Source organism: Cellvibrio sp. UBA7671 (genome assembly GCA_002483145.1).
GTDB classification, from domain to species: Bacteria; Pseudomonadota; Gammaproteobacteria; order Pseudomonadales; family Cellvibrionaceae; genus Cellvibrio; species Cellvibrio fibrivorans.
The window spans coordinates 781,628-794,443 of sequence record DLHJ01000014.1; the positions used below are offsets into that span (position 1 = coordinate 781,628).

16 protein-coding genes are annotated in these 12,816 nt (G+C 49.8%); 4 read left to right on the plus strand and 12 right to left on the minus strand.

The features are described from left to right. Window positions 1-17: 17 nt before the first annotated feature. Both B4E62_RS15345 and B4E62_RS15350 read right to left on the minus strand, forming a co-directional pair. Window positions 18-1,040, minus strand: coding sequence for a rhodanese-related sulfurtransferase (locus B4E62_RS15345; protein ID WP_310069563.1), 1,023 nt, complete (start codon window positions 1,038-1,040; stop codon window positions 18-20). Window positions 1,041-1,145: 105 nt separating this feature from the next. Beyond that, on the minus strand, window positions 1,146-1,469 hold the full coding sequence (locus B4E62_RS15350; RefSeq protein ID WP_331352654.1) for a BolA family protein: 324 nt from the start codon (window positions 1,467-1,469) through the stop codon (window positions 1,146-1,148). A 195-nt stretch (window positions 1,470-1,664) separates the two neighbouring features. Here B4E62_RS15350 and B4E62_RS15355 point away from each other — a divergent pair, with 195 nt between their 5' ends. Continuing rightward, the gene (locus tag B4E62_RS15355; protein WP_310069556.1) at window positions 1,665-1,868 is read left to right on the plus strand and encodes a hypothetical protein; all 204 of its coding nucleotides are present in this window, start codon (window positions 1,665-1,667) and stop codon (window positions 1,866-1,868) included. 98 nt (window positions 1,869-1,966) lie between these two features. Here B4E62_RS15355 and galK read toward each other — a convergent pair whose 3' ends face one another. The 3 genes from galK to B4E62_RS15370 form a co-directional block, all read right to left on the minus strand. Further along, window positions 1,967-3,118 (minus strand): galactokinase, encoded by a 1,152-nt coding sequence (gene galK / locus B4E62_RS15360; protein ID WP_331352655.1) that lies wholly within the window; start codon window positions 3,116-3,118, stop codon window positions 1,967-1,969. A gap of 7 nt (window positions 3,119-3,125) precedes the next feature. Beyond that, window positions 3,126-4,181 (minus strand): UDP-glucose--hexose-1-phosphate uridylyltransferase, encoded by a 1,056-nt coding sequence (locus B4E62_RS15365; protein WP_331352656.1) that lies wholly within the window; start codon window positions 4,179-4,181, stop codon window positions 3,126-3,128. A gap of 189 nt (window positions 4,182-4,370) precedes the next feature. Then, window positions 4,371-4,742, minus strand: a complete 372-nt coding sequence (locus tag B4E62_RS15370) for a diacylglycerol kinase (RefSeq protein WP_310069543.1) — start codon at window positions 4,740-4,742, stop codon at window positions 4,371-4,373. 143 nt (window positions 4,743-4,885) lie between these two features. Here B4E62_RS15370 and B4E62_RS15375 point away from each other — a divergent pair, with 143 nt between their 5' ends. Then, a complete protein-coding gene (locus B4E62_RS15375; protein ID WP_310069539.1) occupies window positions 4,886-5,428 on the plus strand; it encodes a phosphatase PAP2 family protein in 543 nt (180 codons plus the stop codon). 66 nt (window positions 5,429-5,494) lie between these two features. Next, window positions 5,495-6,556, plus strand: coding sequence for an MJ1255/VC2487 family glycosyltransferase (locus B4E62_RS15380; RefSeq protein ID WP_310069536.1), 1,062 nt, complete (start codon window positions 5,495-5,497; stop codon window positions 6,554-6,556). Window positions 6,557-6,575: 19 nt separating this feature from the next. Here the strand turns inward: B4E62_RS15380 and arfB are convergent, their stop codons facing one another. The 5 genes from arfB to rpoE form a co-directional block, all read right to left on the minus strand. Continuing rightward, complete coding sequence (arfB, locus tag B4E62_RS15385) at window positions 6,576-6,992, minus strand: alternative ribosome rescue aminoacyl-tRNA hydrolase ArfB (protein ID WP_310069533.1); 417 nt, start codon at window positions 6,990-6,992, stop codon at window positions 6,576-6,578. 1 nt (window position 6,993) lies between these two features. Further along, window positions 6,994-7,467 (minus strand): SoxR reducing system RseC family protein, encoded by a 474-nt coding sequence (locus B4E62_RS15390; protein WP_331352657.1) that lies wholly within the window; start codon window positions 7,465-7,467, stop codon window positions 6,994-6,996. A 42-nt stretch (window positions 7,468-7,509) separates the two neighbouring features. Further along, on the minus strand, window positions 7,510-8,511 hold the full coding sequence (locus tag B4E62_RS15395; RefSeq protein WP_331352658.1) for a MucB/RseB C-terminal domain-containing protein: 1,002 nt from the start codon (window positions 8,509-8,511) through the stop codon (window positions 7,510-7,512). 73 nt (window positions 8,512-8,584) lie between these two features. Beyond that, window positions 8,585-9,316, minus strand: coding sequence for a sigma-E factor negative regulatory protein (locus B4E62_RS15400; protein WP_331352659.1), 732 nt, complete (start codon window positions 9,314-9,316; stop codon window positions 8,585-8,587). Between the two features lie 217 nt (window positions 9,317-9,533). Next, window positions 9,534-10,121 (minus strand): RNA polymerase sigma factor RpoE, encoded by a 588-nt coding sequence (gene rpoE, locus B4E62_RS15405; RefSeq protein WP_310069525.1) that lies wholly within the window; start codon window positions 10,119-10,121, stop codon window positions 9,534-9,536. A gap of 340 nt (window positions 10,122-10,461) precedes the next feature. On the opposite strand from rpoE, the gene nadB reads away from it, so the two are divergent. Then, window positions 10,462-12,087 carry an L-aspartate oxidase gene (nadB, locus tag B4E62_RS15410; RefSeq protein ID WP_310069523.1) on the plus strand — a complete coding sequence of 542 codons (1,626 nt, stop codon included), beginning with the start codon at window positions 10,462-10,464 and terminating at the stop codon, window positions 12,085-12,087. 8 nt (window positions 12,088-12,095) lie between these two features. Here the strand turns inward: nadB and B4E62_RS15415 are convergent, their stop codons facing one another. Next, the gene (locus B4E62_RS15415) at window positions 12,096-12,602 is read right to left on the minus strand and encodes a protein YgfX (RefSeq protein WP_310069518.1); all 507 of its coding nucleotides are present in this window, start codon (window positions 12,600-12,602) and stop codon (window positions 12,096-12,098) included. Then, a complete protein-coding gene (locus B4E62_RS15420) occupies window positions 12,571-12,783 on the minus strand; it encodes a succinate dehydrogenase assembly factor 2 (protein ID WP_310071304.1) in 213 nt (70 codons plus the stop codon). Before B4E62_RS15420 ends, B4E62_RS15415 begins: the two co-directional genes overlap by 32 nt. Window positions 12,784-12,816 lie beyond the last annotated feature (33 nt).

Genomic DNA, 12,816 nt, shown 5'->3' on the forward strand with positions numbered 1-12,816 from the left:
ATTGTGTGACAAAATAGCTAAATACTATTTGATGATGGGCGCTTTGTTTCGCCCACTGCTTTTAACGACAACCGACGCTGCTCCTCGCGATGCTCCAGCTTTTGGGCGCGACGCAACTGACGCTCCGGGGGCAGAACCCCTATGTGGGCTTGATTGCGCTGCTTGGCCAATTCGATTTGTTTCTGGCGTTCGGCAAAACGTGTAGTTTGCTCTGGCGTCAACTTGTCAAAGCAGCGCGGGCAGCAGACACCCAACATGTAATGTGCAGAGTTTTTGTCTTCTTCAGTGATGGGATAACGGCAGCCATGGCATTGGTCGTAAACACCTTTTTCAAGTTTATGATTAACGGCCACGCGATTATCAAATACAAAACATTCGCCACGCCACAAACTTTCTTCTTCCGGGACCTCCTCCAAATATTTAAGAATCCCGCCCTCCAGGTGATACACCTCATTAAAGCCCTGCTCTTTTAAATAGGCAGTGGATTTTTCACAACGAATGCCACCGGTGCAAAACATCGCCACTTTTTTGTGTTTGGCAGGATCAAGGTTTTCTGCAACGTAAGCAGGAAACTCCCGGAAGGTTTCGGTTTTTGGATCAATAGCGCGCTCAAAAGTCCCTATCTCATACTCGTAAGAATTACGAGTATCGATCACCAGCACTTCAGGATCGCTAATCAGCGCGTTCCAATCGCGGGGTTTAACATAGGTACCCACAATTTGTTGCGGATCTATGCCGTTAACACCCATGGTGACGATTTCTTTTTTGAGCTTAACCTTCATGCGGTAAAAAGGCTGCTCATCGTAAAAAGATTCTTTGTAACTCAGGTTATCAAAGCGGCCATCGGCGCGTAAAAATGCAATCAAACTATCAATGCCTGCACGCGAGCCGGATACAGTTCCATTAATACCCTCCTCTGCCAACAGCAAGGTTCCCTTGATTCCCAACTGCTCACAAAGGTCTTTCAAGCGGGGCACCAGGGTTTCGTAATCAGGCAATTTAACGAACTTATACAGGGCGGCAACGACAATTTGGCTCATAAACATCACTTAACGGGTTAGCAGTAATCAGATCGAAGTATTCAAGGGCAAGCAGGATTGCGCAGGGCGCGTATTATAGGCGTTTAGTTTTTGCACAACCAGCACTTATTGTGGGTCGTGTTTACTGCCCCCCAGACATTGGGGAGATGCTGGAACCTGGCTGCTGGCCTGCCACTCCTCCGGGCTAAACGTGTGCAGCGCCAAGGCATGGACTCCGGATTGCAGCTCTTCAGCGAGACAAGCATAAATTGCCTGATGACGCTGCACTTGCCGCTTGCCGGCAAACTGCGCCGAGGCCAATACCACTTTAAAATGGGTTTCTGACCCGGGCGGCACAGAGTGCATATAGCTTTCGTTGATAACTTCCAGATGCACAGGCTGGAACCCGGTACCCAACTTGGTGTAGATACGACTTTCAACAGGATTCATAGGATTCACCCTTTTCCGCAAAGCAATAACAGCATCACACAGGGATAGACGATGGCTATCCAAACGGATCTGTTTATGCAAAAAAACTTGCCGCATTTTAGCGACAAAGATCTACACTGTGTTGACTTGGAGCAACCAGCACACATTTAAATCCAGGTAGATAACGATAAACAGACGAGAATAGAAGTATTCGCTATGAGTGACCACAAGATTTTTTTTGACCGCCGCAAAGGCAATGACCGCAGGCTGGATCGCGACCCCTGCAAGAACATGCCCCTGGATCTTTATCATCGCAAGCGCCGCAAATCTACCGAGCGCCGAACTGATGAACGCAGTATCGCCGATGACTATCTCGCCTTTTTAAGTGATGCAGATAACGCAGGCAAAACGCGGCATTGATCGCTGGTGTGATTGTAGGGGCGCCGCTTGCCGCGCCCAATCGACAGTAGAAATCAGGGCGCAGCAATCAGCGCCCCTACAGGGAAGGGAAGAGAGGATTAAGCGAAGGCACCCGCACTGGCTTTGGCGCGGATTAAGGTAGGAATACAGCCGGTTTGATCTTGATAATGCGCCTCAACGGCAGCCGCCAAGCGAGGAATAACCGCTGCCGGGGCCACCGCAACAACACAACCACCAAATCCTCCGCCCGTCATACGCGCACCGGCTTTACCCTCTCCCGCAACTGCCAGGATATTCACTAGCGTATCTATCGCGGGCACAGTGATATTAAAGTCATCACGCATAGATGCATGTGATTCAGCCATTACCTTAACTAAACTAGCCAGATTACCTTCTGCAAGCGCCTTGGCCGCATCCAGTGTGCGCTGGTTTTCAGTAAGTACATGGCGCGCGCGACGGAAGCTCAACTCATCAAGTTCAGCTTCGGCCGCTAGCAGCTGAGCCAACTCAACACCGCGCAAGGACGTTTGTCCAAAAAACGCGGCGGCCTGCTCGCACTGTTGGCGACGCTGGTTGTATTCGCTATCGACCAAACCGCGCTTGACGCCGCTGTGGACAATCAGGATTTCCCAATCTGCTGGAACTGGCACAGCACGGGTCGATAAATCCTGGCAATCGATAAGTAATGCTGCATGCTCCTGGCCGCGCGCTGAAATCAGCTGATCCATTATCCCGCAGTTGCAGCCAACAAAATTGTTCTCTGCCGCCTGCCCCATCAACGCGGCTTGTGTTGGCTCAATTTGCTCCTGACTGAGCGAAGTGAGCGCGCGGATCAACGCCATTTCCAGCGATGCTGAACTGCTTAAACCCGCACCGGAATAAAGATCACCGGCAATATACAAATCGCCACCAGCGAGTTTAAAACCCTGTTTACGCATCTCTTGCACGACACCGCGCACGTAGTTGCTCCATGACGCATTAGTGTCATGCACCTGAATTGCATCCAGATCAACAACGACAGATTCATTATCAAAGTTGTAAGCCACCAAACGCAGCTGGCGGTCACCGCGCAGTGCAAAGGCAATATAGGTGTGATAGTTGATTGCTGCGGGCAACACAAAACCGCCGTTGTAATCCGTGTGCTCACCAATCAGATTGACACGGCCGGGCGCTTTAACGATGCCAACCGGCGCTGTACCGAAATAGCTTTCAAATAATTCGCTCACACGAGCATTAGAGAGAGTCTTCATGCTCGTCTTACCTCAATCGAAAATGAACAGGACTTTGTTGACGCAAACGTTCAGCCGCTTGCTCGGGGGATAAATCGCGCTGGGGCTCAGCCAACATTTCGTAGCCCACCATAAATTTGCGTACGCTCGCACTGCGCAATAGCGGGGGATAAAAATGAGCGTGCAACTGCCAGTGTGCGGTGTCGTCAGCCATATCACCCGTCGCAAAAGGTGCGCCATGCCACCCCATTGAATAGGGAAATGAGCACTCAAACAGGTTATCGTAACGGGCGGTGATATCACGCAGTATCGCACCTAGACTCAGCTGTTGTGTGGGACTAAGTTCTGTAATGCGCGCAATTTTTTGCTTGGGCAGCAGCAGGGTCTCATAAGGCCAGGCAGCCCAAAATGGCACTACCACCAGCCAGTCCTCGTTCTCCACAACTACTCGCTCACCAACGGCAGACTCTTTCTGCGCATAGTCCAGCAGTAAAGGAATCGAATGTTGATTGTGGTATTCGCGCTGCTGCTCATCCTCTTTATTGACTAGTGTTGGCAGCTGCGATTGTGCCCAAATCTGGCCATGGGGATGAGGGTTGGAGCAGCCCATCACCGCGCCTTTGTTCTCAAAAATTTGCACGCTGGCGTAGTCTTTGCCCAGATCAGCCGCCTCGCTCATCCAGGTACTGATGACTGCACTGATCTCTTCATCGCTCAACAACGGCAGGGTTTTACTGTGATCGGCAGAAAAGCAAATCACCCTGCTGGTGCCGTGTTCGGCCTGGATTTGGAACAGCGAATCACTGGAAACCGGCGCTGCTGGTACTTGCGGCATCAACGCCGCAAAGTCATTGGTGAAGACAAACGTCGTTTTGTAGGGCGGATTCACTTCCCCCCCAGCGCGATGATTACCGGCACACAGATAGCAAGAAGGATCATGCGCCGGACTGTCTGGCCATTGATTCTGCTCTTGCTGCCCCTGCCAAGGGCGCTTGGTGCGATGAGGGGAAATTAGCAGCCATTCCCCCAGGAGAGGGTTGTAGCGGCGATGAGGGTGTTCATTAACTGAAAATTCTTCGTTCATAATTTTTCTTATGCTGGCTTCAATGACATATAAATATGATAATTAACCGATTTGTGTAATTTACCCTAAATGGGAGGGCACTGCAATCAACCCACCGCAGATTGATTAAAAGAAAATTTTCAGCAATGCAAAAACAAAAAGCCCCGACCCATAGGGCCGGGGCTTTAAAAATGATCGTTACTGCAGTAATCAGCTAAACCGATTGAAGGCAATGATTCCCCACACAATCGCCAGCAATACCAAACTGACAAACACCAATGCTGAACCTATATCTTTCGCGCGCCCGGAAAGCTCATGGCGCTCAGAGCCGGTGCGGTCCACCACCGCTTCAACGGATGAGTTGGCCAATTCCGCCATCAATACCCAGAAGACACTCGCAATCAACAAAATAAGTTCGACTGGAGTTTGTGCAAGCCAAAAGGCCGCCGGAATCAGAATGATCGCCAGTCCTACCTCTTGCCGGAATGCCGCCTCATATTTCCATACCGCGGCAAACCCCTTCATTGAATAACCAAACGCATCAATTATACGTGGAACACCGGTTTTACCTGGTTTGCTCATTCACTGTCTCCGCTCATTGTCATCTCAGGTTAATTACACATTCACACAATAGTCACACAGCAATGTTACTAATAGATGGACGCGGACGTAATTTATCCTGTTCGCGCGATTTCATCTGCAACTAGTTAAAAAGGCGGTGAATCATGAATACTTTTTTACAGCGCGTCCACCACTTGGATACTCTCGCATTTTTGTGGGTACATGTAACCAAAGGCTTCCAGTATCGTCGCTCTGTCAGATTTGTTTCCCAGACCGGAGACGGCCCTCTTTATTTAATTGTCGCATTGGGTTTGCTTGCACTTGAGCCTATCGCCGGTGCGCGTTTTTTCTGGGCGGGAATTATCGCCTACGTATTTGATGTCAGTTTGTACCTGCTTCTGAAAAATCTCATCAAACGCGATCGCCCTGCGGTAAAGATCACAAGCTATCAGGCGTGGATCACTCCCTCGGATCAATTCAGTTTTCCTTCGGGTCATACTGCTGCTGCATTTTTATTTGCCTGCCTGATTTTTAATTTTTATCCGCTTTTTGCAATCCCCTGTTTTATCTGGGCCTGTGCGATTGGCATGAGCCGCGTGCTGCTCGGCGTGCACTACCCGACTGATCTGGTCGCCGGAGCCCTGCTCGGTAGCGCCTGTGCATTTTGGGGAATTTACCTGCATTCGTTAATTGTTTCACTACACTAATTATTAACAGCGCAGCGACTTATTAACCGCCAATCCTGATTGGCATTGATTACCAAGTGAGAGCGCATGAAAATATTGTATGGGGTTCAAGGCACCGGCAATGGCCACACTACGCGTGCGCGCATTATGGCAAAAGCCTTTGCTGATGTTGGTGCACAGGTTGATTGGGTTTTTTCAGGCCGGGAGCGCGATAAATTTTTTGATATGGAAGCCTTTGGTGATTTCCAATCCTACCGCGGACTTACCTTCGCTACCCAAAACGGCAAAGTCCAGTTCGTAAAAACACTCTTCACATCCAATATTGCCCAGCTGTATCAAGACACGAAAAAAGTGGATGTCGAGGGCTACGACTTTATCATCAATGATTTTGAACCTGTGTCGGCTTGGGCAGCCAAACGCGCAGGGAAAAAAATTATCGGTATCTCTCACCAAAATGCCTTTTTTTACGACATACCCAAATTCGGTAATAATATTTTTGTCGATTGGTTTATGCATAATTTTGCACCAGTGACGCAACCTATTGGTTTGCACTGGCATCATTTCAACCAACCAATTCTTCCACCACTCGTAGAACCATCACAGTACCCTAACGTTTCCACCCCCAAACATTATTTAGTTTATCTACCTTTTGCGGGCTTAGAAGATATAGTGCCGCAGCTGCGCGAATTTCCGGATTATGATTTTTTTATCTATCAATCCGTTCCTGCCGCCTACGATGATGGTCACATCCATGTCCGCCCGTTTTCACGGGAAGGATTTCAAATAGACCTGCATCGCTGCGAAGGCGTGATTTGCAGTGCAGGCTTTGAGTTGCCGAGCGAAGCGATCCATCTAGGGAAAAAATTATTAGTGCAGCCAGTTGCCGGACAAGTTGAACAAAAATCCAATGCCATCGCCTTGGAACAACTCGGTTACGGGAGTACTGCTACACATTTTGATACAGAAACCTTAAGCCGTTGGCTGCCACTTAAACCACCCGCCCAACCGCGCCATTACCCGGATGTTGCCAAGGCACTGGTCAATTGGTTAATGAATGGTGGCAGTGACGACATCAGTGATTTGCAGCAACAATTATGGCGGGAAGCTATCGCGGGAAAGACACAACTAACCGGATTGTTAGCGAAATAAAACAATTCTTCGGTAAAGATTAATCAAACGACACTTTTTGCCGGGCAGATTTAATGGAGCCGCGCTGGGTTTTGGCATCCATGCGGCGCTGCTTGGATGAATAAGTCGGCTTGGTCGCACGGCGCATTTTTTCAATTTTTATTGCATCGAGAATGATTTCCTGCAGACGCGCCAAAGCATCTTCACGATTTTGTTCTTGCGTACGGAATCGCTGGGCTTTAATCACCAACACACCTTCGTTAGTGATGCGTTTATCGCCCAGCGCCAACAAACGCGCTTTGCAAAACTCACTCAACGATGAATTAGGGATATCAAAACGCAAATGTATCGCACTCGACACCTTGTTGACATTTTGTCCGCCCGCACCCTGAGCACGCATAGCGCTGCATTCAATTTCACTCAGGGGAATAACAACCGAGGCGTTCACCCGCAACATACTAATGCTGCTCTACGGCTTGGTAAAAATGCAGGGGTTTTCGGCCGTCCACCAACACTGGTTGCAGATCGCTATTTAAGCGGTTACGCCAGGAATGCCAGCGCACAATCAAGCCACCCAACAATAAACCAGCGAAACCACTGAGCGTAGTAATACCCTCATGGGCAAAGTGGTGATGGGCAAATACGGTGGCAAGCAACAGCGTTATTAGCGGCACCATATAAACCAGCAGCGCGCCTTTTGCGATAACTTCCTCGGGAATACCGATCTGGATTTCATCACCCAAGTGATAATCCGCAGGATTGCGCCCCTCCAATAGCACCCAAATATACGCGGTGTGACCATCCCATTTATTGATAAGGCTCTGCCCGCAACCTTTTTCGGCCTTACATGAACCGCAGGCGGATTTCCGGATGGTCTCCACCCAGACACCTTCGGTTTCTATTACCATTATGCGGCCGGTTTCGAGAATCATGTGCCTTACCTGTGATGGACTGCCAGAATGGAAAAGGGAGGATTAAATCCCCCCTATATTCTGCGCAATTTTTTGGGCGGTGACGACAGGTATTTCGCCCACGACGGTTATCCGGTAACTCGTGCCCTGATAGCTCAAGGAATCCATTACCGCCAAGGTTGCACCGCGCGAGGCAACCCCTTCAGGTATCGCACCGGTCGCCGCTTCGATAAACACAGAAAAGGTGGTCAAACCATCGGTATACATCAACATATCAATCTGGTTGCGCACCTGGCGCTGACCAACAAACGCAAAGCCGGGCGGCACCCACGCCAAGCGCCAATGCTCGGATTGCTTTAGCTCAGACGGATTACACTCGCTGAGTTTGGAGGTCGCCGATCGCTGTAATTTAGCCGCCGGCTGTTGTTGGATACTCTTCAAATCCGGGCTTAGGTTAAGATCAATAAATTGATAGCGCTCCAGTGGCCGCGCCGATTCATCGACCAACCAGGATTTAAGGACCAAGCCGGTCTCGTTATCAATGGTCAGCAACGAACTGTGGCGGTAAGCATCCAGTGGCAGTGCAAGCAGTGCCGTGGCTTCGCGCCCGGCGACACGCTCGGGGCCGCGAATCTCAAAGCGATACAACTCATCCATACGCGCGAGATTCGCGCCGAGCTGGCTGATCTTGCCCTGCAATAATTGATCGCCCAAGGATTCACAACCTATCGCCTTACCCGAGCGCACAAACTCACGCTCGGTGCCATTCAAGTGCTGCAAGCGCTCATGCTCTACCCCATTCTCTACCCAATGGAGAATCCGGAAGCTTTGCAGCGATGGATTGTCTTTATGCTGGTAAGTGAATGACCCTTGGTAATTCAGGGTATGGGGGACACTCGCCATTTTTTGTAACAATCTGGCTACTTCAGGTGATTGGTTAACACCAGCAGAAAACTGCGACGAAACCTCAGGAGCTGATGAGTTTGAATCCTGGCCGTACAGATTGGGGGATAACAACAATGGGGAGATGAGTAAAAGGTTACGTATAGAAAAGAGAGTTAACATTCTGAACTCGTGGGAGAGTGGATCAAGGGAGCAGCATAACTGCTCCACCTGTTAATGCAACGGATCGGAGGAGCTATTCCTCCTCAGTCAGAATAACGCGGGTATAAGGCAACATACCTTGGCCACTGTTGGTGGAGGCATTGTCAGTATGCTCCTGAATTAGCTGGTTCACGTAAATGCTGACATCTTCGTTGTAGATGGGCGCCGCTTGCTGACGCGGTACAAACATCACACGACGATTTTCTTGCGGACGCGATTCATAACCACTTTGCACTGCAACAGTACGCGCCGACAGCGCGGGAGCATTGATACCAGAAGGCAAATTCGCCGCCTTGGTTTCATTATTCACTGCCGCAGGTGTGGTAACAGGAGTGTTATCCGCAAACTCTACCGTTTGTGGCGCAACTGCTTGATACTGTTGCACTCCGACAATCAAGGCACCTGCAACCGATGCAGCTACAGCGACACGACCGGCTTGCTGCCACCAGCGCAGCGGCATAGCAATCACATTACCCCCAGTACCCCGATTAACAACTTCTTGCGCAGCAGGCTGCGATTGATCAGAGTAAGTTTCTTCAGCATCAATTGCAGCGCTAATCCGCGCAGCAAAACCACTGGATGCCATCATCGACAGATCTTTTTTGAGGCCAGCGCTGGCGATTTGATAGCGGGACCAAGTGGCTTTGAGTTCAGGATCTGCATCAAGTGCTTTGAGCAGACGTTGGATTTCCAACTCAGACGCCTGGTTATCCATAAGTGCTGACAAGGATTCAGCTAGCACTGGTGGTTGGATTTGCTCTGTCATTCTCGCTGGTGCCTCGTTTAAAAGTGCTCGCTAGAGTACAAAAACTATTATTAAAAGGTACGTTTGGGTGGCCAGAAGTCTGAATACTTAACCGTTCTGGCCCAACTGCTTTGTATGACTAGACGCTAGCCAATTGGTTCATGAAATTACAAAAAATTGTGCAAGTTTTTCAAGAGGGTTGCAATTTCTCCGCGACCAACCCGGTCGCTCAGCCACACTAATCCTCAATCAACGGTTTGATACGTTTATCAATCGCCTCGCGAGCGCGGAAAATACGCGAACGCACGGTGCCAACCGGGCATTCCATCACCTCGGCGATCTCTTCATAACTCAAGCCATCAATCTCGCGCAAAGTCACTGCGGTGCGCAGATCATCGGGCAGATCCTGAAATGCTTGCGCAATCGTATCCTGTAACTCGTCGCACAGGATATTGTGCTCAGGCGTATTTAATTCATGCATGCCATCATTACCATCGAAGAATTCGGCATCTTCGATCTCCACATCGCTGGTCGGTGGACGACGGTTGCGAGCTACTATGTGGTTCTTAGCCGTATTGATGGCGATGCGGTAAATCCAGGTATAAAACGCACTGTCTCCACGAAAATTGGGCAGCGCGCGATACGCTTTAATAAATGCTTCTTGAGCCACATCCTGAGCTTCGGCGTGATCGCGAATAAAACGGCTAATCACTGCCAACACTTTGTGTTGGTACTTAATCACTAGCAAATCAAACGCGCGTTTATCGCCTTTTTGAACTCGCTCGACCAGTTGCTGATCAACATCAGGCGCTAGTTGCGCTGTCATTCTTTAACCCCCAAGCGCCTCAACCTAACGGTTGCACGGCAAATCTGCGTCAGTATTCCAGAGCCAGTAGACTCATGCGAATCTAACCTCACTAAACCAACTTTTAGCCTGCTACCCGATCTCTATACCGAGATACGGATGCTGGTCTTATACAAAACAAGCCTATTAAAGCTGGCCGGCTCATAGACAAAACCATGCCTGAAAAGTTCAGGGGCGATTATACGGGGTTATTACCCTTATGGCTGTTTACTTCGTATAAACCAACACGGGCTTGATATACTGCGCCCATTGTCGCCGTCTTATCTCACGGCGCCCCTCGTACGAACCGGGTTCTATTTGCATGAAAAAACACTATCAATACGACGTTCTGGTTATTGGCTCAGGCGCAGCTGGCCTCACTCTGGCGCTAAGTCTAGCCCAACAGGCGCGAGTTGCCGTGCTTAGTAAAAATGAAATCAACCAAGGCTCTACCTGGTTTGCACAGGGCGGTATAGCCGCTGTATTGGATGACCAAGACTCTATTGATGCCCATGTTGCGGATACGTTGATTGCCGGCGCCGGACTCTGCCATGAAGACGCGGTGCGGTTCACTGTCGAGCGCAGTAAAGATGCGATCCAATGGCTTATCGCCCAAGGCGTCAACTTTACCAAAGAAAATAGCAATGGCGATTATCACCTCACCAAAGAAGGTGGCCACAGCCATAGACGCATCATCCACAGCGCCGATGCCACCGGCCAAGCGGTACATTCAACACTGATTGAACAAGTCCAGCAGCAGACCAATATCGATATTTTTGAACACCATGTCGCGGTGAACTTAATTTCCCAGGCAGATGCGGACTCACGCAAGCTGCGCTGCACGGGCGCTTATGTGTTGGACAGCAAGCACGATGCAGTCCATGTGTTCCAAGCGAAAGTCGTGGTACTGGCTACGGGTGGTGCGAGCAAGGTGTACCTTTACAGCAGCAACCCTGACAGCGCCAGTGGTGATGGTATCGCCATGGCATGGCGAGCCGGTTGCCGTGTGGCCAATATGGAATTCAACCAATTCCACCCCACCTGTTTATATCACCCGCGCGCGAAAAACTTTTTGATTACGGAAGCCCTGCGTGGCGAAGGGGCTTATTTGCGCTTGCCGAGTGGCGAACGTTTTATGCCGCGCTTTGATGAACGCGAAGAATTGGCACCGCGCGATATAGTTGCCCGCGCCATCGATCATGAAATTAAACGTCTCGGTTGCGATTGTGTGTATCTGGATATCAGCCATAAATCCGAAGAGTTTATCAGCGAGCACTTCCCTACAGTAAAAGCACGCTGTTTGGAGTTTGGAATCGATATAACAAAAGAAGCCATTCCAGTTGTACCCGCAGCACATTACACCTGTGGCGGTGTTGTCGTGGATAAAAATGGGCAAACCGATTTGCAGCATCTTTATGCTATCGGCGAAACCTCGTTTACCGGATTGCACGGCGCCAACCGCATGGCGAGTAACTCGTTACTCGAATGTATCGTTTACGCGCAATCGGCAGCGGAGCATATTTTGGCGAAACTCAACAATATCCATACGCCCGAATTGTCGGCGCAGTGGGACGAATCGCGCGTAAGAGACTCTGATGAAGACGTTGTGATTTCGCACAACTGGGACGAGTTACGCCGTTTCATGTGGGATTACGTGGGCATTGTACGTACACATAAACGCCTGGAGCGCGCGACCCACCGTATCAAATTGTTGCAAAAAGAAATCGCCGAGTATTACAGCAACTACAAAATCAGCAGCGATTTGATCGAACTGCGCAATTTGGCGATTGTTGCCGAGTTAATTATTCGCTCAGCACATGAGCGCAAAGAAAGCCGCGGCCTGCACTTCTCGCCCGATTATCCGGAGAAGTCGCCAATCGCACGCGATACCATTCTGGTGCCGACAAATTTTGCCGGGCAGGATGTGATTGTGAGTAAGGAAATCTAAAACCGGAATTATGCCTTGGGTGTTAAACACGCGCGCAACCAACGGCGCAAGCGGGCATTATCATCTTTGTTTAATGCATCACCAAAAATCAATATCCACCGGATTTTACCGCTCGCTATTTCACGTAAGGGCAAAATAATCAGCCAAGGCCAACACAGCACGTCGCCTGCCAGCGTCAACTGGTAGGTGCTGCCATCTTGCTCAAGCAACCAATGATCACCGGAGTAGCTGAGCGCCCCTGTAACGCAACGCCTACTTTCCCGACGATACACCAACCACACCCCACCCCAACACAGCGTTAACCCAAACAACCACAGCGGTTGCTCACTGATAAAAGGATAAAACACCAGCAGCAGGCTCAACGCAAACACAGCATAGCTGCAGCGATAAAGCAGGACACCAAAGCGGGAGTGATTGATATAAACCGCTGCCAGCATGGGCAGCGGTTTCAGAACAGATGAGTCAGCAGTTATAACGTCAGTATCAACTGCTTTTTTGAAGGCCGGTGTTTGCACGAATAATATCCACAATCCGTTGTAGCTCAGGGTTAGCAGGATCAGTCCTGCGCATAAACCAGGCAAATAAATCCTGATCCTGCTCTTCCAATAATAACCAGTAACGTTCTTTGTCCGCCTGCTCCAATGTCGGGTAGACATTTTCCAGAAAAGGCATCAACACCAAATCCAGTTCCAGCATTCCGCGCCGGCTACCCCAAAACAAACGATTAAT